Annotated in this window: 24 protein-coding genes and 1 tRNA gene; 14 read left to right on the top strand and 11 right to left on the bottom strand. The window is 61.1% G+C overall.

The genetic code is table 11. From position 1 onward, the window contains the following. Positions 1–69 precede the first annotated feature (69 nt). Positions 70–1,431, bottom strand: coding sequence for an MFS transporter (locus QM647_RS13465; RefSeq protein WP_414996048.1), 1,362 nt, complete (start codon positions 1,429–1,431; stop codon positions 70–72). A gap of 108 nt (positions 1,432–1,539) precedes the next feature. Here QM647_RS13465 and QM647_RS13460 point away from each other — a divergent pair, with 108 nt between their 5' ends. Next, complete coding sequence (locus QM647_RS13460) at positions 1,540–2,427, top strand: LysR family transcriptional regulator (protein WP_414996047.1); 888 nt, start codon at positions 1,540–1,542, stop codon at positions 2,425–2,427. Positions 2,428–2,503: 76 nt separating this feature from the next. On the opposite strand, the gene QM647_RS13455 is transcribed toward QM647_RS13460, so the two are convergent. Together QM647_RS13455 and QM647_RS13450 are read right to left on the bottom strand one after the other, a co-directional pair. Next, positions 2,504–2,578: transfer RNA gene (locus QM647_RS13455), tRNA-Gly, on the bottom strand. 146 nt (positions 2,579–2,724) lie between these two features. Further along, positions 2,725–3,711: a 2-hydroxyacid dehydrogenase gene (locus QM647_RS13450; RefSeq protein WP_414996046.1), complete on the bottom strand. Its 987-nt coding sequence runs from the start codon at positions 3,709–3,711 to the stop codon at positions 2,725–2,727. 312 nt (positions 3,712–4,023) lie between these two features. On the opposite strand from QM647_RS13450, the gene QM647_RS13445 reads away from it, so the two are divergent. From QM647_RS13445 to QM647_RS13420, 6 genes are all read left to right on the top strand, one after another. Beyond that, on the top strand, positions 4,024–4,536 hold the full coding sequence (locus tag QM647_RS13445) for an SH3 domain-containing protein (RefSeq protein WP_414996045.1): 513 nt from the start codon (positions 4,024–4,026) through the stop codon (positions 4,534–4,536). A 166-nt stretch (positions 4,537–4,702) separates the two neighbouring features. Continuing rightward, positions 4,703–5,221 (top strand): 3-hydroxyacyl-[acyl-carrier-protein] dehydratase FabA, encoded by a 519-nt coding sequence (gene fabA, locus QM647_RS13440; RefSeq protein WP_414996044.1) that lies wholly within the window; start codon positions 4,703–4,705, stop codon positions 5,219–5,221. A gap of 57 nt (positions 5,222–5,278) precedes the next feature. Continuing rightward, the gene (gene fabB, locus QM647_RS13435) at positions 5,279–6,502 is read left to right on the top strand and encodes a beta-ketoacyl-ACP synthase I (protein ID WP_414996043.1); all 1,224 of its coding nucleotides are present in this window, start codon (positions 5,279–5,281) and stop codon (positions 6,500–6,502) included. A gap of 66 nt (positions 6,503–6,568) precedes the next feature. Next, entirely contained in the window at positions 6,569–7,027 is a 459-nt protein-coding gene (locus tag QM647_RS13430; protein WP_414996042.1) for a hypothetical protein, read from the top strand. A gap of 76 nt (positions 7,028–7,103) precedes the next feature. Beyond that, the gene (locus QM647_RS13425) at positions 7,104–7,919 is read left to right on the top strand and encodes an enoyl-ACP reductase (protein WP_414996041.1); all 816 of its coding nucleotides are present in this window, start codon (positions 7,104–7,106) and stop codon (positions 7,917–7,919) included. 114 nt (positions 7,920–8,033) lie between these two features. Then, positions 8,034–8,435, top strand: coding sequence for a metallopeptidase family protein (locus QM647_RS13420; protein WP_414996040.1), 402 nt, complete (start codon positions 8,034–8,036; stop codon positions 8,433–8,435). Positions 8,436–8,471: 36 nt separating this feature from the next. Here the strand turns inward: QM647_RS13420 and QM647_RS13415 are convergent, their stop codons facing one another. From QM647_RS13415 to QM647_RS13400, 4 genes are all read right to left on the bottom strand, one after another. Then, the gene (locus tag QM647_RS13415; RefSeq protein WP_414996039.1) at positions 8,472–8,999 is read right to left on the bottom strand and encodes an HAAS signaling domain-containing protein; all 528 of its coding nucleotides are present in this window, start codon (positions 8,997–8,999) and stop codon (positions 8,472–8,474) included. A gap of 1 nt (position 9,000) precedes the next feature. Next, positions 9,001–9,357 carry a PadR family transcriptional regulator gene (locus QM647_RS13410; protein WP_414996038.1) on the bottom strand — a complete coding sequence of 119 codons (357 nt, stop codon included), beginning with the start codon at positions 9,355–9,357 and terminating at the stop codon, positions 9,001–9,003. Positions 9,358–9,436: 79 nt separating this feature from the next. After that, positions 9,437–10,663: a multidrug effflux MFS transporter gene (locus tag QM647_RS13405; RefSeq protein WP_414996037.1), complete on the bottom strand. Its 1,227-nt coding sequence runs from the start codon at positions 10,661–10,663 to the stop codon at positions 9,437–9,439. A 134-nt stretch (positions 10,664–10,797) separates the two neighbouring features. Further along, positions 10,798–12,831, bottom strand: coding sequence for a glycoside hydrolase family 97 protein (locus QM647_RS13400; RefSeq protein ID WP_414996036.1), 2,034 nt, complete (start codon positions 12,829–12,831; stop codon positions 10,798–10,800). Positions 12,832–12,987: 156 nt separating this feature from the next. Between QM647_RS13400 and QM647_RS13395 the strand changes: the two genes are divergently transcribed. Both QM647_RS13395 and QM647_RS13390 read left to right on the top strand, forming a co-directional pair. Then, complete coding sequence (locus QM647_RS13395; RefSeq protein WP_414996035.1) at positions 12,988–13,329, top strand: hypothetical protein; 342 nt, start codon at positions 12,988–12,990, stop codon at positions 13,327–13,329. Positions 13,330–13,331: 2 nt separating this feature from the next. Continuing rightward, positions 13,332–14,792: a methyl-accepting chemotaxis protein gene (locus QM647_RS13390; RefSeq protein ID WP_414996034.1), complete on the top strand. Its 1,461-nt coding sequence runs from the start codon at positions 13,332–13,334 to the stop codon at positions 14,790–14,792. Here QM647_RS13390 and QM647_RS13385 read toward each other — a convergent pair. Further along, a complete protein-coding gene (locus QM647_RS13385; RefSeq protein ID WP_414996033.1) occupies positions 14,789–15,487 on the bottom strand; it encodes a glutathione S-transferase family protein in 699 nt (232 codons plus the stop codon). The two genes, QM647_RS13390 and QM647_RS13385, sit on opposite strands and share 4 nt — an antisense overlap. 184 nt (positions 15,488–15,671) lie before the next feature. On the opposite strand from QM647_RS13385, the gene QM647_RS13380 reads away from it, so the two are divergent. The 4 genes from QM647_RS13380 to QM647_RS13365 all read left to right on the top strand — a co-directional run bounded on the left by QM647_RS13380 (position 15,672) and on the right by QM647_RS13365 (position 19,177). Then, a complete protein-coding gene (locus tag QM647_RS13380) occupies positions 15,672–16,979 on the top strand; it encodes a DUF2336 domain-containing protein (RefSeq protein ID WP_414996032.1) in 1,308 nt (435 codons plus the stop codon). Positions 16,980–17,157: 178 nt separating this feature from the next. Further along, a complete protein-coding gene (locus QM647_RS13375; protein ID WP_414996031.1) occupies positions 17,158–17,589 on the top strand; it encodes a MucR family transcriptional regulator in 432 nt (143 codons plus the stop codon). A 418-nt stretch (positions 17,590–18,007) separates the two neighbouring features. After that, complete coding sequence (locus QM647_RS13370) at positions 18,008–18,514, top strand: PAS domain-containing protein (RefSeq protein ID WP_414996030.1); 507 nt, start codon at positions 18,008–18,010, stop codon at positions 18,512–18,514. A gap of 246 nt (positions 18,515–18,760) precedes the next feature. Further along, positions 18,761–19,177 carry a helix-turn-helix domain-containing protein gene (locus QM647_RS13365; RefSeq protein WP_414996029.1) on the top strand — a complete coding sequence of 139 codons (417 nt, stop codon included), beginning with the start codon at positions 18,761–18,763 and terminating at the stop codon, positions 19,175–19,177. Here the strand turns inward: QM647_RS13365 and QM647_RS13360 are convergent. Next, a complete protein-coding gene (locus QM647_RS13360) occupies positions 19,174–19,584 on the bottom strand; it encodes a SufE family protein (protein WP_414996028.1) in 411 nt (136 codons plus the stop codon). The genes QM647_RS13365 and QM647_RS13360 overlap by 4 nt on opposite strands. Positions 19,585–19,671: 87 nt before the next feature. Continuing rightward, positions 19,672–20,574: an Hsp33 family molecular chaperone gene (locus QM647_RS13355; protein WP_414996027.1), complete on the bottom strand. Its 903-nt coding sequence runs from the start codon at positions 20,572–20,574 to the stop codon at positions 19,672–19,674. A 220-nt stretch (positions 20,575–20,794) separates the two neighbouring features. Between QM647_RS13355 and serA the strand changes: the two genes are divergently transcribed. Next, the gene (serA, locus tag QM647_RS13350; RefSeq protein ID WP_414996026.1) at positions 20,795–22,717 is read left to right on the top strand and encodes a phosphoglycerate dehydrogenase; all 1,923 of its coding nucleotides are present in this window, start codon (positions 20,795–20,797) and stop codon (positions 22,715–22,717) included. Between the two features lie 53 nt (positions 22,718–22,770). Here serA and QM647_RS13345 read toward each other — a convergent pair whose 3' ends face one another. Then, entirely contained in the window at positions 22,771–23,262 is a 492-nt protein-coding gene (locus tag QM647_RS13345; protein ID WP_414996025.1) for a hypothetical protein, read from the bottom strand. Positions 23,263–23,350: the final 88 nt, after the last annotated feature.

Below are 23,350 nucleotides of genomic sequence, written 5' to 3'. Positions count from 1 at the left end.
TATGGCAGAGGTGAGATGAACGGCCTCTGAGTGTGCCGTTCATCTTCGTTCAGCAAAGTATGGACTTACTTATGCGACGACTTCGAAGCGTATGCGGGCCAGGCTGATCAGGGCCGCGATGCCGGCGAACCCGGCCGCCAGCAGCAGGGCCAGGGTGGGGGCGCCGCCCAGCGACACCGTGCCGAAGACGAGGGTCATGGAGATGGCGCCGAAGGTCTGGCCGGTCAGGCGCGCGGTCCCCTGCATGGCGCCGGCTGCGCCGCTGCGGTGCTTTGGCGCCGAGAGCAGCAGGATGCGGTTGTTCGGCGTCTGGAACAGGCCGAAGCCAAGACCGGCGATTACCGTGCCCACGAGGAACATCGGCCCATTGGCGGGCGGCAGCCCCACAATGAGGAGCCCAGTTGCCAGTAAAGCCGCGCCGGCGGCGCACAGCCAGCCGGTCCTGATGCGATTGGCCAGCCGCCCCGATATCGGGGCGATCAACGCCACGGCAGCGGGCCAGGGCATCATGTAGAGACCGGCCTGGGTCGGCGTCATATGCAGGCGGTACTGGAGATAGAAGGGCAGGGCGATATAGCTCAGCATCTGGCCGGTGAAGCAGCAGACGGAGGCGATCACGGCCACCCGGAAGGCCGGAGCGGCGAAGAGGTCCGTCGGCACAAGCGGGGTGGGGTTGCGGCGCTCCAGCCAAAGCAGGGAGATCAGGGCGACCACCGAGCCGGCGATCAGCAGGCCGCCGGTGACCGGGTCTTTTGCCAGCCGTTCGGCGCCGGAAAAGAACAGAGCGAACATCAGTATATTGGCGATCAGGGCGGCGATATCGAACCGGCGCGCGATACCTTTCGTGTGGGCCAGCAGGCCGCCGCACAGCAGAACGAGTATGCCCAGCGGCACATTGACGGCGAAGAGCCAGGGCCAGTGCGCCACGGCCAGTATGGCGCCGGCAATGCCCGGCCCGGCCGCCGAGGCGATGGCGATGGTCATGGCATTGACCCCGATAATGGTGCCGATCAGGCGATGTGGCACGGCGAAGCGCAGGTTCATGGTGGCCAGGGCCATGACGGCGCCCCCGCCCAGGCCCTGCACGAAGCGTGCAATGATCAGGACCGGCAGGCTGGGCGCGAAGGCACAGGCCGCCGATGCCAGGGTGAAAAGGGCCACGCCCCACAGATAGACGCGTCTTGGTCCCAGCATTTCGCCGAGCGCGCCGCAGGGCAGCAGGGCGATCAGCACGGCCAGCTGATAGCTGGAGACCACCCAGACCGTATCGCCGGCATGGGCGTGAAAGGAGGCGGCGATCGAGGGCAGGGCGATATTGGCGATGGCGCTGTCCAGCACCACCAGCACCAGAGTCAGCAGCAGGACGCCTATGGCGAAATGACGCCGGGGTGTCGGCAGGCCATCGGAATCGGGGGCGGCGGATGGGGACATGGGCTTTCCTTCGGTTTCGCCGCCTGATATAGCGCAAGGTCTGAATTGCGCCAAACGCAACAAAATCAATTCAGCTTTGCGTATAACGCTATATGTAACGAGGCCCACATGTCTGATCTGGATCTGAACCTGCTGGTGGCGCTGGATGCCCTGCTACAGACGCGCAGCGTCACGGCGGCGGCGCGACGGATGCGGCTGAGCCCCTCGGCCATGAGCCGCACCTTGTCCCGGTTGCGGGCCGTGCTGGATGATCCCGTGCTGGTGCCGGCCGGCCGGGTCATGGTGCCGACGCCTCACGCCGAGCGCATTGCCGAACAGGTAAGCGCCCTTAATGCCGATATTCATGCCGTCCTGCGCCCGCCGCCGGAGGTCGATATCGCCACCTTGAACCGCGATTTCACCATCCGCGCCAATGAGGCCTTCGTGCTGCGCCACGCGGCACGTCTGGCGGCTTCGGTGGCGGCGGCTGCGCCAAAGGTGCGCCTGCGTTTTGCGCCGAAACCGGACAAGGATATCCGCCTGCTGCGCGAAGGCACGGTCGATCTCGATATTGGCGTCATTCCGGGCGATGGCGCCGAACTGCGTGCCCAGACCCTTTATCACGATGTCTTCATGGGGATCGTGCGCGCCGGCCATCCCCTGCTCGATGGGCCGGTCACACCGGAACGCTATGTCGCCTGGGGGCATGTGGTCTCATCGCGACGCGGCCGGGACACCGGTCCGGTAGATGGGGCGCTGGCGAAGTTGGGGTTGTCGCGCCAGGTCAATATTGTGGTGCCCAGCTTTCCGGCGGTGGTGGCCGTGGCGGCGGTCTCGGACCTGATCGGTCTGGCGCCGCGCTCTTTCTGTCAGACCGGTCCGGATATGAAGACGGTGGTGTTCGATCTGCCGGTCCGCTCGCCGGCGATCACGGTGTCGCAGATCTGGCACCCCCGCATGGACGCCGACGCCGGCCACCGCTGGCTGCGCAGCCAGGTGTTTGAGGCGTTTCGGTAGCGGGACGCATGAGGCGTTAGCTATGGGTTTTGTGTGAGATGTCTGGAGAGAATCGCCAACCCCTGAAAGAAGGGATTGGAGCGGGCGAAGAGGATCGAACTCTCGACATCCACCTTGGCAAGGTGGCGCTCTACCGCTGAGCTACGCCCGCATTATCCGTTGGCAAGTCCGTGTCTGGGACAGTGTCTCGCCGGGAGAGCGGCCTTATAGACGGAAGGCCGTTTTCATTGCAAGCGCCTTTTTGCGGAATCCTGTGAAAAACTTTTTGACGGGGTTTCCGGCTTGCTGGGTTCAATCTTACAGCATCGCCGGAATGACGCGGTCGGGCGGACGGTGGCCGTCCTGGTGAGTCTTGATATTGAGGATGACCCGGTCGCCCATGTCCTGACGGGCCTCGATGGTGGAGGAGGCCATGTGCGGCAGCAGGATGGCGTTGGGCAGGCCGATCAGTTCCGGATTGATCGCCGGCTCGCGTTCATAGACATCGAGACCCACGCCGGCAATCAGCTTGGCGCGCAGCATGGCGGCCAGGGCCTGCTCATCGACGATCTGGCCGCGCGCCGTATTGACCAGAATGGCATGCGGCTGGAGCTTGGCCAGACGCTCGGCGCTGAGCAGGTGCTTGGTGCCCTCGCCACCCGGCGCATTGATGGAGATGACGTCCATGCGCGCCAGCATCTGGTCGAGATCGTCCCAGTAGGTAGCGCCCAGCTCGTCACTGATGCGCGCCGAAACCGGCTTGCGGTTGTGATAATGTACGCTCATGCCGAAGGCGCGGGCACGGCGGGCCAGGGCCTGTCCGATGCGGCCCATGCCGATAATGCCGAGGCGTTTTCCGAAGATGCGGCGGCCGAGCATGAAGGTGGGCGACCAGGCGGAAAATTCGCCCTTCTGCACCAGTTCGGCCCCTTCGACGAAGCGGCGCGACACGGCCATGATCAGGCCCATGGTCATTTCGGCGGTGTCCTCGGTCAGCACGCCCGGCGTATTGGTGACCATGATGCCGCGCTCGGTGGCGGCATGGATATCGATATGTTCGTGGCCGACGCCGAAATTGGCGATCATCTTCACGCGGTCACCGCAATTGGCAAAGAAATCGGCATCGATGCGGTCATTGATCGAGGTGACCAGTACGTCCGTATCCTTTGCCGCTTCCAGGATCTGCTCCGGCGGCATAGGGGTCATGTGTAGCCACAAGGTGGTGTGGAACAGTTCGCGCATGCGGGTTTCGACCGCATCGGGCAGCTTGATGGTGAGAACGACCTTGAGTTTCGCAGCGCTCATGAATGCCTTACTTGTTTTAATCGTTATGTCGGCGCTGCAGAATTCTTTCCCGAAACCCTGAACCACCGCGGACCTTGGTGTCCGTTCGTATCCACCTGAATTCACACTCGGTTAACCAAATCTGAACCCTTGCGGGCAATCATGCGGGTCTGACGTTTCCGGCTGTGCCGTGAAATGACCCGCTCCCGTAAACTTCAGACAGATATGCGTCCGCCCGTGTTCACAGGTTTTCCCGACATAAACGTTTTCACCCGGCTTTTTCAAGTCTCTTGGAGGGGCTTCGGGTTTAAAGCCGGGCCGATGCTGGCGGTGATGTTGACAATTGGATCAGGACTTGCCGGCCTGCAGGCGGCGCATGCTGAGGACCAGACCTTCGATACGCCCTCGGGCCTGCAGGTGCCGCGCTGGGCCATGCTGCGCCGCAATGAGGTCTATGCGCGCAATGGCCCCAGCAAGGATAATCGCATCATTTGGACCTACCGCACGGCTTCCCTGCCGGTGCAGATCATTTCCGAAACGCGCGACTGGCGCCTGATCTGCGATCCGGATGGCGGCGTCGCCTGGGTCAGCAAAACCATGATCCAGTCGCAGAAGACCGTCATGAGCCCGGCGGGGCAGAAACTGCAGATGCGCTACAGCCCGGATGAAAAGGCCGATATCAAGGCGATTCTCAAGCCCAAGGCCCTGGCCTCGCTCGATAAATGCAGGAAGGGCTGGTGCCGCATTTCCGCCGCGGGTCAGACCGGCTGGGTGCCGCAACCATCGCTCTGGGGCACCCAGACCACGGCAGCCTGCAAGCGTCCGGATCCGTTCGCCGCGCGCTGAGCCGGCAAAAGTGTCGCGATTATCCGTATGAAATCGACGTTCAGTGTGCGGTAATTCCCTTAAAAGGGTTGAGCCGACGCGCGGCTTAATGTAACGCATCGTTTTTTAATGTTACATGGATCGACACTGGCCGGGTGAAGTGTCGATGCCCCGGAGCTTATTACTGATGACCGATCGTCCTTCGTCTTTTTCCTATGAAGATCTGCTGTCCTGCGGGCGCGGCGACATGTTCGGTCCCGGTAATGCCCAGCTGCCCGCGCCACCCATGCTGATGTTCGACCGTATCGTCGAAATCAGCGAAACCGGCGGCAGCCATGGCAAGGGCTATATCGAGGCCGAACTCGATATCAACCCGGAGCTGTGGTTTTTCGAATGCCACTTCATCGGTGATCCGGTCATGCCGGGCTGCCTGGGCTTGGACGCCATGTGGCAGCTGGTCGGCTTCTTCCTCGGCTGGAAGGGCAATCCGGGCCGCGGCCGTGCACTCGGCGTCGGCGAGGTGAAATTCACCGGCCAGGTGACGCCGGGTGTCAAGAAAGTGACCTACAAGATCGATATGAAGCGGGTCATGTCGGGCAAACTGATCATGGGCATCGGCGACGGGGTTGTCGAAGCCGACGGCAAGCCTATCTATCAGGCGTCAGGCCTGCGCGTCGGCCTGTTCGATGCCAAGGAACTCGGCTAAGGCCGCAAGACGATAATCGCTCCAGAGACCAAGCAGGGACTAACAGTAGGAAATTACATGCGTAGAGTCGTGATAACAGGACTGGGGATTGTGTCTTCCATCGGCCTGGGCGCCGATGAGGTCACGCAGTCGCTGAAAGAGGCACGCTCCGGCATAGTGTTTGCCGAGGATTATGCGCGCCTGGGCTTCAAGTGCCAGGTGCATGCACCGCCGAAGGTCGATGACTGGCAGGCCCTGATCGACCGCCGCGCGGCGCGCTTCCTGTCGCCGGGTCTGGCCTATGGCCATATCGCCATGGAGCAGGCCATTGCCTCGGCCGGTCTGGACAAGAGCGATATTTCCAATGAGCGCACCGGCATCATTTTCGGGGCCGGCGGGCCGTCGACCAGCGCCATCGTGGCGGCGGCGGACGTGACGCGCGAAAAGAATTCGCCGAAGCGCATTGGGCCCTTCGCCGTGCCCAAGGCCATGTCGTCTGGTCCTTCGGCCGTGCTCGCCACCTGGTTCGAGATTCGCGGCGTCAACTATTCGATCTCTTCCGCCTGCGCCACCTCGGTGCACTGCATTGGGGCGGCGGCAGAGCAGATCATGCTCGGCAAGCAGGATGTGATCTTTGCCGGCGGCACCGAGGAACTCGACTGGACCCTGTCCGACATGTTCGACGCCATGGGCGCCATGTCGTCCGGCTACAACGAGACGCCGGCCGTGGCCTCGCGCGCCTATGACCGCGACCGCGACGGCTTTGTCATCGCCGGCGGCGCCGGTATGGTCGTGGTAGAAGAGTATGAGCACGCGAAAGCGCGTGGCGCCAATATCATTGCCGAAGTGGTGGGTTATGCCGCCAATTCGGACGGCTACGACATGGTAGCGCCTTCGGGCGAGGGCGCAGCACGCTGCATGAAGATCGCGCTGGCCGAAGCGAAGGGCCGTCGGATCGATTACCTCAATCCACACGGTACCTCCACGCCGGTGGGCGACGAGAAGGAAATGGGTGCGGTGCGCGAGGTTTTCGGTGCCAGCAGCCCGATGATTTCCTCGACCAAATCGCTGACCGGCCACTCGCTCGGCGCGGCCGGCGCGCAGGAAGCCATCTACTGCCTGCTGATGATGCAGAACGGTTTCGCCGCCGAAAGCGCCCATATCGAAAACCTCGACCCGGCCTTTGACGGCATGAACATCCTGCGCAAGCGCCACGATGGCCCCATCGGCACCATCATGTCGAACTCGTTCGGCTTCGGCGGCACGAACGGATCCATCATCTTATCCCAGGAAGATCTCTAGGCTTTCGCTTTACAGGCCAATGCTTTCATGATCCCCTGCCGTTAAATAACGGTGGGGGATCTTCATATGAGCACATTTCTGTCAGTTGTGCTGTTGAGGGGACGGCTGACGCGATTGCCCTATGCGCTTGTCGCTGTTCCGATGTTGGCGATTTTCTTTTGTGGTCGCGATATCGCCTATCTTGCGCCGCTTGTGATGCTCCGATTGGGAGGACATTTGCAGGATATGGGTTTGCTGATGCCTCTGTTTATGGCGCTTAATCTGGCTATACTGCCGGTATTCATTGCGAGTTTCAACCGGCTCCATGACCTTGGATTAACGGGATGGCTGGCTTTGCCAGTTACCGCACCTCTGCTGTTTAGATTCTATGTGAAGTGGATGATGTCGGGTGATGGTGCCTTGCAAACAAATGGCTTGATCATGATGTGGCTGTACTATGGCGCAACATGGCTAACTATTTTAATAGTTGTTGTTTTGGCTCTGGTGCCCGGTCGCAAAGTGCCGACAAGCGTTGTCCGGGCTTGATGAAGGCGGAATATCTTGCTTTTGAGCGTATTATTTGCTCTTAACAGCCGATATTTCATTTCGAGGACTTCTGACTATGGCTGACGACTGGAACTTCCCCAAGGGCGAACTCATGAAGGGCAAGAAGGGCCTGGTCATGGGAGTCGCCAATGACAAGTCCATCGCCTGGGGTATCGCCTCGCAACTGGCCGCCCAGGGCGCCGATATCGCCTTTTCCTATCTCGGTGAAAGCCTGCTGCGCCGCGTCGGCCCGCTGGCCGAATCGATTGGCGTCAAGCACCTGATCGAATGCGACGTGACCTCGGACGACTCCATGGACGCTGCCTTCGCCAAGCTGAAGGAAGTCTACGGCGAGATCGATTTCGTTATCCATTCGGTGGCTTTCGCCAATAAGAACGAACTGCAGGGCTCGTTTGTTGAAAACACCACGCGCGAAGGCTTTCTGCTGGCGCTGAACGTCTCGGCCTTCTCATTCGTCGACGTGTCGCGCCGCGCCGCCGAGTTGATGCCCAACGGCGGCTCGCTGGTGACCCTGACCTATCTGGGTGCCGAACGCGTCATCCCGAACTACAACACCATGGGTGTCGCCAAGGCGGCGCTGGAAGCCTCGACCCGCTATATCGCCCGCGACCTCGGTCCGAAGGGCATCCGCGTCAACGCCATCTCGGCCGGCGCCATGCGCACCCTGTCTCTGGCCGGTATTTCCGGCGGCCGCGGCCTGCACGCCAAGTCGGGCCAGTTCTCACTGCTGAAAGAGGAAACCTCGATGGAGGGCGTGGCCGGTGCGGCGCTATGGCTGGCTTCGGACCTGGGCTTCTCGACCACGGGTGAAGTGATCCACGTCGATGCCGGTTTCCATGTTGTCGGCCTGCCCGAGGACATCGAAGGGTAAAATTGCGCAAGGCGGCCGCCTAGTGCGTCGGCGTCGCTGGCCCGTATTTAAATACGGGCGGCGCTAGCCTCCTGCTATTCGGCTCGCCTATCACAATTTTACGGAGCACGTCTTATGAGCCAATTCGGCCTTGCACCATCGCTTGACGATATCGAAACGATTGCCCGGGCAGCCCTTACACGGCTGCCCGAACCGTTTGCGGGCTATCTCAAAGAAGTCGTGCTGATTGTCGAGGACTTTCCCTCGGAAGATTTGCTCGACCAATTGGAAATAGAAGACGCCTACGAACTGACCGGGCTTTATACAGGCAGGCCTGCCGAGCTGGAGCCAATGACCGGCGACCTGCCGTCGATGATCCAGCTGTTCCGTCGCGCCATCATCGATGAATGGGCTGAGGGCGGTGTCTCATTGGAAGACCTGGTCAGCCATATCCTGGTTCACGAGGCCGGCCACCATTTCGGCCTCAGTGACGACGATATGGAATGGCTGGAAACCGAACTGAAAAAGACCGCCTGAAAAACGCCGACTGAAAAACACCGGGCGGTCAATTGTCTACTCCCGGTCTGAGCGCACCTTCAGGCCTTTGAGCGCCAGCACCAGGCTGAAGCGCGCCAGCCAGGCATCGACAGCCACCACGGCGATAAGGATCGGGTAGGCCCAGTTGCCCAGCCGCTGAGCGTCTGGCCACAGGGCCGCCAGATCGGGCTTGGCGATCTTGATCAGCAGGCAGGCTACGGCGCCCAGCGTAGTGACGGCGAAGAGTAGAAAACCGACCAGGCCCAGGGTTGCGATCAGGCTCTGACCGGCGACCTGCAACAGAGTGCGGGCCATGGTCAGGGCACGGCGGCTGTCGAGCGCCTGGGTCAGGGCATGGTCGTCGAGAAAGCCGCGGGCATATTGCTCGGCCTTGCCGAACCCGGCGAGTGCGGAGGTGGCGCTCAGACCGGCCGCCACGCGTTCTTCCAGATGGGCGCGCGCCTCGAAAACGATATCGGCGCGCTCGATGGCGGGCAGGGGTTCCAGAACCTGTTCGAGATAGCCTAGCCAGGTGTTGATGTCGGCTTCGTCCTGTGCACCCATCTCAGTTTCCCCTCTTCAGAAATGCGTTCAAACGTTCGGTCATTTCCAGCCAGATATCGCCCTGCGCCTTCAGTTCGATGGCGCCGGCCGGGGTCAGGCCGTAATATTTGCGCGGATGGCTGGCCTCGGCCTCGTGCCGCCACTCGGCCTTGATCAGTCCCGCCTTCTCCAGCCGGTGCAGCAGTGGGTAGAGCGTGCCTTCCGACAGGTCGAGCCCGGCCTCTTCGCGCAGGCCGTCGAGGATTTTCAGACCGTATTGCGCGCCATCCTGCAGCAGGCGCATCAGGGCGAGTTCCAGCACGCCCTTGTACATCTGCGTACGGCGGCTTTCGGGTGTCTTGTCGGCGGCGGGCGGCACGTGAGCCTTTCGTGACCAGTTACTTTGTCATACAAGGTATATGCCTGAAACACGGAACTGGCAAATGGAATCTGTCAGCTTAGCTGTTCCGGTAAAGCTTGCCCTTTTCGGCGATGGCGATCAGGGAGTAGGCGATAAGGCCGCAGAACAGAGCCGCCATGGGCAGCCAGTAGATATGACCGGTCCAGCCATTGCCGATAAAGCCCGCCACGAAGGCCGCGCCGACCGTGGTGATCACGCCCTGCAGCGAGGCGGCGGTGCCGGCCACATGGCCTACCTTTTCCATGGCCACCGCCGAGAAGTTGGAGGTCGACAGCGACATCAGGCCCATGGTCAGGGCCTGCAGGATGGCGAAGCTGAGGATGGTCTCGCGGCCGCTCCATGCCCAGGCGAGGTGGATGGCGGTAATGACCAGATAGCCGGTCAGGGCGCTGTGCGAAATGCGCTTGATGCCCAGGCGTTCGACGAGGGAAGCATTGAGCACCGAGGTCAGGCCCATGGTGCCGGCGCAGGCGGCGAAGATGCCGGCCATCAGGTTTGGCCGGTGGAAGATTTCGCCGAAGATCTGTGGCATCAGCGAGACATAAGCCAGCAGGCCGCCGGTCAGACTCATGATGGCGAAGGCGTAGAAGATCGAACTGGGCTCGGTGATGACGAAGAAGGCGACGCGACGCAGGTGCGCCAGGTCGGGGCGGTGGCGATCGGCCGGAGCGATGGTTTCCGGCAGGCGAAGCCAGGTCCAGAGGATGGTTATGATGCCCATGACCGACATCAGCAGGAAGATGGCGCGCCACGGCCAGACCAGCAGCACCAGCTGGCCGATGCTGGGCGCCAGGATGGGCACCAGCAGGAAGACGACAAAGCTGATCGACATCACCTTGGCCATCTGCGGACCGCTGTACAGATCGCGGATGATCGATCGCGTCACCACGCCGGTGGTGGCGACGGCGAAGCCCTGGAACAGGCGCAAAACGAGCAGGATGGCGAAGTTCTGGCTGGCGGCGGCGATCAGGCCGAAGACGACATAGACCAGCACGCCGCCGATCAGGACCGGCTTGCGGCCCAGCCAGTCCGAGAGGATGCCGAAGCACAGCTGGCCGAAACCCATGCCGAGGAAATAACTGGAAACGATCCATTGCAGATGGTTTTCGACCTGCACATTCAGGTCGGCACCGATCACCGGCAGGGCGGGCAGCATGGAATCGATGCCCAGCGCCCCCAGCGCCATCAGGGAGGCGATCAGGGCGACGAATTCGGCGAAATGGGGCTTGCGGACCGTTTCGGGCAGGGCGGCAGTGTCGGGCATGCGGCGCATATAGGCCTAATGTTTCGCAAGTGCGAGGGGAAAGTGACGCTGGGAAAGTAAGAAACCCCACCACCGCGCGCCAGGTGGCGCGCGGTCCCCCTCCCCACCAAAGGTGGGGAAGTATAAGAGATGTTTTACTTTATAACCGCCTTAATCTTCTTCTTGCCCTTGGTTTGTGGGGTGATCACCGCGACCGCACCCCCGGAAGGCGCCAGTGTCAGCGTCAGGCTTTTGCCGGCATCGGCCGTGATATCGGACGTGCTCAGATGGTTCACATCCGCGCCGTCCTGCTGAACGTGAGCGCTGTAATTGCCCTGACCGAGGAAGCTCAGTGGCACCTCGATTGTGCGGCCCTCTTCATTGGTCATGGCGCCGACATACCAGGTATCGCCCTTGCGGCGGGCGGTGACGATATATTGCCCGATATCGCCAGCCAGCACACGGGTCTCGTCCCACGAGGTCGGCACCGACTGGATGAATTCGGCGCCATCGGCCCAGCTGCCGTCGCTGTTCTTGTAGGCATCCGGGCTGTCGGACACCATCTGGAACGGGCTGTCATAGACGACATACATGGCCACAGCCTGACCGCGCGTCGTCTGCACGAACGGCGCGTGGTAGCGCTGTTGCTTGACAAAATCGGCCGGGGTCAGCGAACGGAAGCCGCCCGGTGTATAGTCCATCGGCCCCAGGATCATGCGCGTGAAGGGCAGGGTGACGTTATGTGTCGCGGTGATGCGGGCGCTCCACTTGTTGTTCTCGGCGCCCAGCACCCCTTCCTGGGTGACGTAGTTTGGCCAGGTGCGGTTCAGGCCGTTGGGCGGATAGGCGCCGTGCAGGTCGACCATGATGTGGTGGGCGGAGGCGCTGGCCAGCACCTTGTGATACCAGTCGACCATCTCCTGATCGTTGCGGTTCATGAAGTCGACCTTGATGCCCTTGATGCCCCAGGTCTCATATTGCGCCATGGCGGCGTCCATCTGGTTGTCGAGCTGCTGCCACTGCACCCACAACCAGACGCCAACGCCCTTCGATTTGGCATAGGCCAGCAACGCCGGCATATCGATCACCGGCTTGGCCCTGGTGACATCGGCGTCGTCACGCGGCTCGATATCGCTGTTCACCGACCAGCCCTCGTCGATCAGGATATCGTCGAGCTTCATCTCCTTCGAGAAATCGACAAAGGCCTTGTAGGTTTCGGTATTGATGCCGGCATTCGGGATATTGAGGGCCCAGTCGTTCCACCAGTCCCAGGAGGTCTTGGCGGGCTTGATCCAGCTCGTGTCCTTGATCTGCGACGGCGTGGCCAGGGTCGGGATCAGGGTGGAGGCGGTCAGGCTGCCCGGTGCATCGCCCAGCATGACCACGCGCCACGGCGTCTGGAAACCGTTGCCGGACAGATGCACCTTGGCCGAGACCGATTTGCGCGAACGGAAATTGCGGTCATTGTCGAAGCGCGGCGGCAGGGTAACGCTGACCCCCAGACCGGCATCGCCACGGCCGGAGAGGAAGAAACCCGGATAGTCCTTCACGTCGGATTCGGCGAGGGCGAAGGTGGTCTGAGCGTCGCCGGTCTTGCAGACCAGCGGAGCGATATAGTTATTGAAATTGCGGATTTTCGACGCCTTGATCTGATCGTATTCGGCCTCGAAACTGGTGTCGAAGCGGCCCATATTGGCGCCCCAGCAGTCGTAATCCTTCGGGAAGTTGAACTGGGTGACTTCGCTCATTACCTTGAAATCGCTGACACCTGCCTGTTCCGGCACAGCATAGCGGAAGGCGACCCCATCGTCATAGGCACGGACAATGATATCGAATTTCAGGCCCTTCGGCGTCGTGAAGGCGAGGGTGGACTGGGTGTAGTGATCGGGCGCGGTGGCCGTCTTGCCGACGACGAGGTTCCAGGTGGTGTTGACGGCGGTTTCGGAATGACTATTGAGCGCTGCGCCAGCGCCGATCTGGTTGATATCGAGATTGAGGCCGAGCGGCGAGGCCTCGATGACTGCCTGACCGTCGCGGCTTATGGCATAGGTCAGCTTGTCGCTGTCGAGCGTTACGACATTGCGGCCATCGGGCGAGGCGAGGGTGACGGTTTCGGCGTGTGCTGAAAAAGCGAAACCAGCGGCGAGGCTTAGGGCCAGCAGGCTGGGAAAAAGACGATGACGTGACATGACGGCTCCCGGTTCTTATGATTGGGCGCGACCTTAAATTGTACGATTTTTTTTGCAAGCCATTCCCATCCACAGATCCGTTTCGGCGGGTTAATCCGCCATTAAGACGGAGTTGGGATAACATTGGTTTTCACAAGTAACTGCTGAGTCGCGTATATGACCAGGTCAACCGCACATGAAAATGACCGTTCCAGCGGTTATGGGGCGCCGCTCCTTTACGGACTGGTGCTGACTCTCGTTATTCTCGCTGCCTATTTCATGCCGCGCTCCGGTGCGGATGTGGCCGTTCTGGTCTCGCCCTTTGCCAGCCGTGCCGCGGCCGCCAATGCCGTGGCACGCGCTGATGGCCTGATCGTCGATACCGGACGTTGGCCCTTCATCGTGCTGGCGCGTCCGTCCGCCACTGACGCTGCCACCTTTCCTGCACGGCTTTATAAGAGCGGCGCGCTTATCGTCTTTAGTCCCGGCATTATGGCCGGTTGCCTCAAAAAGGATTAAACATGCAGGGGCTCTATGATCTGCGCCGCCGCTTCGGCACGTTCCTGATCGGCTTCATCTGGTTCAATGTTGGCCTGATCGCTGCCGCCACCCTAAGCCTGCATCGCGCCAACGGTCCGGTGACCCTGGGCGGCGCCGTGATCCTGGCGGCAGGAGCGACCTTTTACTGGCTGCGCCATCGCGCCGGCATCAATACGCGGGTGATCACCTCCATGGCGCTGGCCGGCCTGATCTGCCTGCTGGTCTTTGCCTTCCAGGGCCAGCCCTTCCAGATCGACATGCATATGTACTTCTTTGCCGCCCTGGCCCTGATCGCCGGCTGGTGCGAGTGGCGGGCGCTGGTGGCCTATGCCGGCGTCGTAGCGGTTCATCACCTGGCGCTGAACTTCCTTCTGCCCGCGGCCGTCTTCCCCAGTGCACATGGTGAGATTGCGCGCGTCCTGCTGCATGCCGTCATCCTGCTGCTCCAGACCGGCGTGCTGATCTGGGTAGTTAAGAATCTCGAAGTCCGTTTTCAGACCGCCGACGATGCCCTGGCGGCTGCCCGTGCCGCCGAGGAAGCGGCGCAGGACCTGACCCGCCAGCAGATCGCCGCGCGCGAACACGAGGCGCAGGAACATGCCCGCCAGAGCGCCCTGTCGGAGGCCTTCATTGCCCGGATGCAGAGCCGTATTCAGGGCTTGCGGGCAGATTCCGAGCATCTGGCGGATACGGCGGATATCCTGTCTCAGGCCGTGCATGAAACCACCCATGTCGCCCAGTCGGTGGTGGAAGATGCCCGCAGCACCTCTTACAATGTCGAGACCGTGGCCTCCGGCGCCGAGGAACTGGCAGCATCGGTGCGCGAAATTCACGCCCAGGTCCATCATTCGGCCGAAGTCGCCCAGGTGGCGGCACGCGAAGCGGTCGGCACACAGGAAAACGTGGCGCAGCTGTCGCAGGCTGCCCAGAAGATCGGCGACGTTATCGAATTAATCCGCGCCATCGCCAGCCAGACCAATCTGCTGGCGCTCAACGCAACCATAGAGGCGGCCCGCGCCGGTGAGGCCGGCAAGGGCTTTGCGGTCGTCGCCACCGAGGTCAAGACCCTGGCGGCGCAGACGGCGCGCGCTACCGACGAGATCGAAGGCTCTGTCCGGGATATCCGCGCCTCCACCGAGGTAACGGTTGAATCGATCTCCGCTATCCTGGGCACTATCAACAGCATCTGCGACGCCACAGCGGCCATTGCCAGTGCAGTGGAGCAGCAGGGCATGTCGACGCGCGACATCGCCGACAATACCCACAAGGCCGCACGCGGCACATCCCGCGTTTCGGAAAGCATCGAGACGGTTCATGCCACGGCCGACAAGTCCGAGGCGGTCTCGGCCCAGCTCAAGACCATGTCAGATACCCTGCTTGCCGCTTCGGCGGATATGCGCAGCGAGATTGAAACCTTCTTCGCCGAAGTAAAAGCCGCTTAGGCTGTGGCCCGGTAATCGGCGATCACCTCGCCCGATTGCAGGACTTCCTCGTCATGCGGGATATCGCGCTCGGTTTCGGCAATGCCGGCGGCGTACCAGTCCTTCATGGCCGGCAGGTCCAGCATGAAGTCGACATAGGCGCGTGCTTCCTTGCTGAGGTCGAAGCCCAGGCCATAGGTCTGGACGCGGAAAACCACCGGCGCATAGAAGGCATCGACCGCCGTGAAGCTGCCGCCGGCCAGGAAGGGGCCGCCGAAATTGCTCAGGCCGTAGCGCCAGATGTCGTCGATGCGCGCCAGGTCGCGGATCAGGGCTGGCGGCGTGTCCTTCATCTTGACGCGCACGCCCACGCTCATCGAACACAGGTTGCGCAGGGTGGAAAAGCCGGAGTGCATTTCCGCCGCCGCCGAGCGGGCAAAGCTGCGCGCCTCGCGGCTGGACGGCCATACGGCGGGATAGTCTTCATAAACGTGCTCGGCAATGGCCAGAGAGTCCCAGATCGTCTGCTTGCCGTCAATAAGGGCCGGTACCAGGGCGGTGGGCGAAAAGCTCCTGAAGGCGCTGTTGTCGGGCTGGAAGTAGTGCTGGTGCTCGAGGAAGGGAATGTCCAGCGCCTTCAGCAATACCCACGGACGCAGCGACCACGATGAATAGTTCTTGTTGCCGATATGAAGTTCATATTGCGTATTGGGCATGACAGGCTCCTTGAGTTCAGGTGGCTGGAAAGTGCCGAAGGCGGCATAAATATGCCAGAGGGTTTTCACGCCAAAAAGCGTCGAGTTTCCGCCAAATAGTTTATGCGCTCAGAGGCCGCGCATGCTCGCCGCATCAGCGGCGCGATTATACAAAAGATTAACAGATGCACGCCATGATACCGGCATGATCAGTTCCGCCGCCCGTACCGATTTTTCCGCCGAAGCCGATGGGGCCGAGGACGGAGAAGGCCTTGAGGCCGCGTCCTCCGGCGAACTCGACCAGATTTTCGACGACATCATTGCCGAGGAAGCGCCGCCGAAGCATCAGGCGCGTCAGGTTCTGCTGAAGCGTCTGGCGGACGTGGTCTGCTTGCCGGAAAGCCGCATCAATGCCTTCGAACGCGCCGTCACCGCCGATCTGCTGGTCGAGATGCTGCGCGAATCCCCCCTGCATGACAGGATGCGCGTGGCGAAGCGCGTCAGCATCCTGTCCGAAATCCCCAATTCGCTGATCCGCATGCTGATCACCGACGACGCCGATGTGGCGCGGGCCCTGATCGATGATTGCGAATCCCTGACCGACGCCGATCTCTATTACTGCGCGCGTTTCGGCAATCGCCAGCATCACCTCGTCCTGGCCACGCGCAAGGAACTGCCCAGCGTGCTGTGCGAATACCTGGTCGATACCGAAGATATCCCGGTCATCGAGACCTTGCTGCGCAATCCGCGCGCGCGGCTGTCGCAGCCGTCACTGGAAGCGGCCGTGGCCATGAGCCAGGCCCATTCGCAGCTCATTCCGCTGATCATGAAGCGTGCCGAGCTGCGCCCGTCATCGGCCTATGTTATGTTCTGGTGGGCCGAGTCCGATTGTCGCCGCCAGATACTGACCCGTTTTGGCGTCAATCGCGAGATCATGCAGGATGTCGCCTCGGATGTCTTTGCCATGATGGCCGCCGAAAACTGGCAGGACCCCCTGGCTCGCAAGGCGCTGCAGTTCATCGAACGCCGCCAGCGCAACCGCAAGGCCGTGGAGAAAAGCCCCTACGCTTCCCTGGAAGAGGCCGTCGCCGATGCCGCCCGACAGGGCATGACCCGGCACATGGCTGAGGAAATCTCCTACATGTCAGGCATCAAGCCGGCTACCGGCGCCAAGATCATGCGCGATCGTGGCGGTGAGGGACTGGCCGTGCTGTGCAAGGCGACCGGGCTCTCGAAAAAGGCCCTGCGCGCCTTCTGGAAGGCCCTGCGTCGCCCCCTGCGTACCCCGGAAGGCCTGATGCACCCGCATCTGGCCGAGGTTCTGGTGACCTATGACATACTGGCCGTCGATCGTGCCCAGACCGTGTTGCGTTACTGGAACTGGGCGCTCTCCTCGGCGCTGACCCATGTCATGCTGCGCGCCATTTCGAGCGGTGAGGACATCGATCTTGATTCGCTGAGTGTGCCGCAACGCGCCGCCATGCTCGCATTTGCACAAGATTTGAAGGGTTAATACGCGGCACAACTGTAGTGCAAGTCGTATAGGACCATTTTGAACTCTGCCAAACCCGGCATATATAAAGTAATGCGTTCCTCATATCTGAAAGGCATATTGTTTTTTTTAGCCTTGAGGCTTGAATATTGTCTGACACTGGCTTAGGTAAAGCTCATTCAGTGCAAAGGATAATATAATGGACAGCAAGACAGATACCCTGGACATGACGGCGGACATCGTTTCTGCCTTTGTCGGCAATAATTCCGTACCCGCCGGCGAACTGCCTTCGCTCATCCAGAGCGTCTATGCTGCGCTGAACTCCATTTCAACCGGTGAAGAGACCAAGGTCGAAGCCCCGAAGGAGCCGGCTGTTTCGGTCAAGAAGTCGATTTCTTCTGACTATATTGTCTGCCTCGAAGATGGCCGCAAGTTTAAGTCGCTGAAGCGCCACCTGCGCACCAAGTACGGCATGAGCCCGGAAGACTATCGCGCCAAGTGGAACCTGCCGAAGGATTATCCCATGGTTGCCCCGAACTACGCCAAGGCCCGTTCGGATCTGGCCAAGCAGATGGGCCTCGGCCAGGGCGGCCGCCAGGTCACCCGCAAGACCCGCGGCAGCAAGGCCTGATAGATTTAAAGACCAGGAAATTAAAAAGCCCCGGCTCAATGGCCGGGGCTTTTTATTTGCGCCTATACCTGAAGGCCGGCAATAATTTCCTGTGGCGAATATGACTCAACCGGCGGGCGTCGTGACGCAAGGGAAACCTCGAATTGCGATTGTATACCGTATGGATCGCTTATTAATCCCCATGAATCAGGCCTGTAACGTGTTTTGGATAAGGTTTGCGTTAACCCTTTTTTGCTTGCCAAGGATTCACCAGTTAAGAGAAGGTGAATACGGGTGATTCGCGAGTATGGGCTGTCTTTTAGAGACTTAGTGCAAGTGTTCGCGTCTTGTTCTCATGTGTATATGTGTATGCGACGGCGTTATCCTTGGAAGACCCAATGGAAGGCGCATAAGCAAAGGGGCAGACGAACTTTTACTTATGGCTGGTTTAGCTTCCGAAATGTTGGCGGCCCTGCGCTCGCATGAGGACATCTTTCGTTACTGGAAGAGTTTGCGCCGTCGCGGCAGGCTGCCATCGCGTCAGGACCTCGATCCGGTTGCCATCAAGACCCGTTTGCCGACCGTCAGCCTGATCGACGTGCTGGCGCCCGATCCGCAAAACCATGCCGAAGCCTTCCGTCAGCGCCTGGCCGGCACCGAGCTTTTCAATGCCTATGGCACTGAAATCACCGGCAAGCGTCTGGACGACATCTATACCGAGCCGGAAGCGCAATACTGGGCCGAGCACCTGACCTTGGTGGTCGAGACCGGCAAGCCCAATGTCGGCCTGCATTCCATGGCCTGGCGCGGAGCGCGGGGCCTGAGCCTGTTCTGGCTGCGCCTGCCCCTGGCCTCCGATGGCAGAAATGTGGACATGATCCTGGGCCACGACGCCCTGATCGGCAAGATCGATCTCGTCCAGACAGGCATTCGCTCAGCCTCCTGAGTCGGTCTTTCCTCGCGCCTGGGTAAGGGCATGCGCGCTCCTGAAGCATGGGAAACTGAAGCACAACCTTGGGCATATTTTAATAAAAATAATGATCTAAAATTGTTCCGTAAAGGAAATTATACCTATTCACATTATTTAATAGGAAAGTTATCCTCTGTTGTCGGCGCGTACCTATGATTTGTTCACGGTTTGAAACCGGGCAATCAGATGGTGGGAATACAGATGATCAAATCAGAGGATACAATGGGTCTCATGGCAATGCAGGCGCTTGAGGGCGCGGCGAAACCCCTTGGGAAACATCGGGAAGGCCACAGGCGTGACATGGCGCGCGCCTCCTTCGTGACCGATCTGGTGGCGCTGGCGACTGGCGTGCCGGCGGCGCAGATCCGCAGCAAGACGCGTAACAATGCCCGCGCCGCCCGCGCCCGCCAGATGTCAATGTACCTGGCCCATGTCAGCTTCGACTGGCCGCTGGCACGCGTGGGCGCCGCTTTCGGCCGTGACCGCACCACGGCCGGGCACGGCTGCCGCCTGATCGAGGACCTGCGCGACGATCCGGCCTTCGATGCCGGTCTGGAAGGGCTGGAGGCCTGTTTGCGCAACGCGCCCGGTCCGCTGGCGGTCAAGGTGCTGGCCACCAATCTGCGGGAGATGGTTTAAGCGGTGGCCTTCTTCAGGCGCTCGACCATGGACATCAGGCCGTTGGTGCGCTGGGAGGAGAGGGCCTCGTTGAGGCCGAGCTTCGCCAGGGTGTCGCGGATCGAGAAGCCCTGAATTTCACTGTAGGGCAGGCCGTCGAGCAGGCGGATCAGCACAGCGATCAGCCCCTTGACGATGAAGGCGTCGGATTCGCCGCGGAAGCGCAATATACCGGCCGGAGCCGGGTCCATGACGAGCCACACCTGGGAGGCGCAGCCCAGCACCTTGGTGGCGTCGGTTTTTTCCTCGTCCTTCAGCGGCGCCAGGTCCTTGCCCAGGTCGATGATATAGCGGTAGCGCTCTTCCCAGTCATCGAACAGCTCGAACTCGTCGAGCAGATCGTTCAGGCGGGCTTGGAATTCGGACATGGCGGCGCTCTTGGTGGGACTGGCTATATGTCGGTTTACGGCACAGGCTTCAAGCCGGGATATTCAGGGCTCTGGAAATCAGACCTCTTACAGCCCGACCAGGAAGGTCTTCGAGCAGTACTCGCAGGTGATATGCACCTTGCCATCGGCTTCCAGCATTTCGGCCTGCTCTTCGTTGGTGAAGGACTGGACCAGCCCTTCGACGCGTTCCTGCGAACAGCGGCAGAGCTTGTGGATCGCCTTGGCCTGGCTCATGCGCACGCCGTCCTCATGGAACAGGCGGAACAGCAGGCGGTCTCCCGGCAGGTCGAAATCGGTCAGTTCCTCCTCGCCCAGGGTATCGAACAGGGCGCGGATATGCTGGAAGGATTCTTTCGTGTCGCCACGGGTTTCATCGCCGGCGATGGCCTGGATGATGGCGCCGGCGGCGCGCCAGTGGGGGCCGTCGACATCCATATATTCCGAAGCCGCCAGCTTGATCTGGGTCGGCACCTGTTCCGACTGGCGGAAATAGGTTTCGGCGCACAGGGCCAGGCTCTCGCCCTCGATCGGGGTGATGCCCTGGTAGCGCTCGCCGTGATCTTCCGGGTCGAGCGTCATGATGAAGGTGCCCTTGCCGAGCAGGGTCTGGGCGCCCAGGCTCTGGAAACTGCCCTCATTGGACGCCACCAGCGCCGCCAGTTCTTCCGGATCGAAACGGCAGAAACCGCGCAGGCCGCCCTTGGTGTCGTAATCGGCCACGACATAGCGCACCACGCCGTCGCCCTGCGCCTGCAGGATCAGACGCCCCTCGAACTTCAACGAGGCGCCGACCAGCACGGCCAGCACGCAGGCCTCGCCCAGCAGGTTGGCGATCTGCGGCGGATAGTTGTGCGCCTTCAGGATCTGGTCGAGCGTATCGCCGAGCCGCACCAGCCGCCCATGCACAGGATGGGCCTCGATAACGAAGCGGGCGGAGTAATCTTCGGTGGGATCAATAAGTTCGGGCATATATTCGCGCAAAAAATCAGAGGTTTTGGTTTCAGATTTTACGGGTTTGGCAGCTTTATCGGTCATCAGTCTACAGTTTTAAAGAATTAAACCGCCACATGCCATAATAAATGGCGAAGGCGGTTGTGCGGGGGGCGCTTTTATCCTATTTGCGGCGCATCTTTTTGATGCGGGCTGACGGCCCCTGCGCCGGTTCAGCCCCTAGATAGGCGTGACCGCTATGAATGCAAGCTTTCCTCAACCGAACCTGGCCACTGTCGTTCTCGATTTCGACTCGACCTTTACCTCGGTCGAGGCGTTGGATATTCTGGCCGAGCTGCTCTCCGCCGCCGATCCGGTCCGCCAGGCCGATGTCGCCCGGATCAAGACCCTGACCGATCAGGCCATGTCCGGTGAGATCAGCTTCGCCGAGGCGCTCAGCCGCCGCGTCCAGCTGCTGAAGCCGACGCGCGACGATATCGCCGCCCTGATCGAGGTGCTTAAGACCAAGGTCAGCGCCTCGGTGGTGCGCAACAAGGCCGTCTTCGCCGAGAACCCTGGCAAGTTCCGCATCATTTCCGGCGGTTTCCATGACTTCATCGATCCGGTGGTGGCTGATTACGGTATCGGCGCCGAATATGTGCTGGCCAACCGCCTGATCTGGAACGATGAAGGCGTGGCCACGGGCGTTGATCAGGCCAATCCGCTGTCGCAGGATGGCGGCAAGATCACGGCCCTGACGGGCATCGGCCTGACCGGCCAGGTCGCCATGGTCGGTGATGGCTGGACCGATTTCGAAGTCTACAAGGGCGGTGCGGCCGAGCGCTTCTACGCCTTCACCGAAAATGTAGTGCGTCCGAAGGTGGTCGCCGCCGTCAATGGCGACACCAGCCTGACCGCCGCCTCGTTTGACGAAGTGTTGCACGCCGAAGGCTATCAGGGCCGCTATTCCTTCCCGCGCTCGAAGCTGAAGGTGCTGCTGCTCGAAAACATCCACCCGGACGCCGTGCGCGCCTTCCGCGAAGAAGGCTACGACGTCACGACCGTCAAGGGTGCCCTCGATGAGGCCGACCTGATCGAGGCCTTGCAGGGCGTTCATATCCTCGGCCTGCGCTCCAAGACCAACCTGACCGCCAAGGCCGTCGAGGCCGCCGATAAGCTGATGGCGGTCGCCGCCTTCTGCATCGGCACCAACCAGATCGACCTCAAGGCCTGTTCGCAAAAGGGCATCGCCGTCTTCAACGCGCCCTATTCCAACACCCGTTCGGTGGTGGAAATGGTGATGGGTCTGACCGTCATCCTGACCCGCAACATCTATGACAAGTCCGTCCAGATGCACCAGGGCAAGTGGGACAAATCGGCCACCGGCGCTCATGAGGTGCGCGGCAAGACGCTCGGCATCATCGGCTATGGCGCCATCGGCTCGCAGCTGTCGATTCTGGCCGAGGCTTTCGGCATGCGCGTTATCTATTTCGACCTGGCTGAGAAGCTGACCCTCGGCAATGCCCGCCGTTATCGCTCGCTCGATGCCCTGCTGGCTGAGGCCGATGTGGTGTCGCTGCACGTCGACGGCCGGGCGGAAAACAAGAACCTGTTCGGTGCGGCGCAATTTGCCCGCATGAAGGACGGCGCCCTGTTCATCAATCTGTCGCGTGGCCATGTCGTCGATATCGCCGCCCTGTCGAACGCGCTGAAATCGGGCAAGATCTATGGCGCGGCCATCGACGTCTTCCCGGAAGAGCCGCGCACCAATGACGATCCGTTCGTCTCGCCGCTGATGGGGCTGAAGAACCTGGTCCTGTCGCCGCATATCGGTGGCTCGACCGAGGAAGCGCAGGAGGCCATCGCCGAATTCGCCTCCGAGCGTCTGCTGGGCTTCCTCAATCGTGGCGACACCACCTTCTCGGTCAACATGCCGCACGTCCAGCTGTCGGAAGTTTCCGGCCGCCACCGCTTTCTGCACCTGCACAAGAACGTGCCGGGCGTCATGGCGGCGATCAACGCCATCATGGCCAAGTACGATCTGAACGTCCTGGCCCAGCATCTCAAGACCAACGAAACACTCGGTTACGTCATCGTCGATGTCGACAAGGGCTATCCGAAAGAGGCTCTGGAAGAGCTGAAGGCCGTCAACGGTACGCTCAAGTTCCGGTCGCTGATGTAAAAGAAAACCCCGCCGGTTTGAGCCTGGCGGGGTTTTTCTTTGTCGGCCGAAGATCAGTCGAAATAGAGTACGTCGTCGTCGGGCGCCTGGGGTTCCGGATTGGTCAGTTTCACCCAGGCGGCATGGACGTTCGCCGGTATCTTGGCTGGGCGCTGGTTATTGTCCGGCATTTTCTGGATGAAGTTGAACTTCAGGCCCATGCGGTTGGCCATGGTCCAGGCGGCCGAGCCGCGCTTGGCCATGGCGGCATCGAGATCGAACAGCCAGATTTCCGAAGGTATGGTGTCGAGGTTCTCCATGGCGACGCGGGCGCCGCTGGCGCTCTGGTCGAGGATACGGCAGGTAATCATCTGTTCGTTGGACAGGAACAGCATGGCGCCACGGGCATCGCACTGGAAACGCGGCTCTGCGCGGCGGTCGGCATACTGGTCCGGCATGATGACTTCGACCGTCGGACGCGCCTCAGTCCTGGCCTCATGCCTGGCAGCCGCCGGAGCGGGCCGGGCAGCAAGGGCTTGAGCGTTTGAACGGGTAGGCAAGGTCATGTCGAACCTGACAGCAAGATGTGGAATTGCCATGCGCCGGCCGGTTACCGGGCATGGGTATGCGTACGCGTTACTAAAAATTACCGGC

It is taken from the genome of Asticcacaulis sp., from assembly GCF_047605585.1.
Lineage (GTDB): Bacteria > Pseudomonadota > Alphaproteobacteria > Caulobacterales > Caulobacteraceae > Asticcacaulis.
The sequence above is the reverse complement of the archived record's forward strand: the minus strand, read 5'-3'. Positions and strand labels throughout refer to the sequence as shown.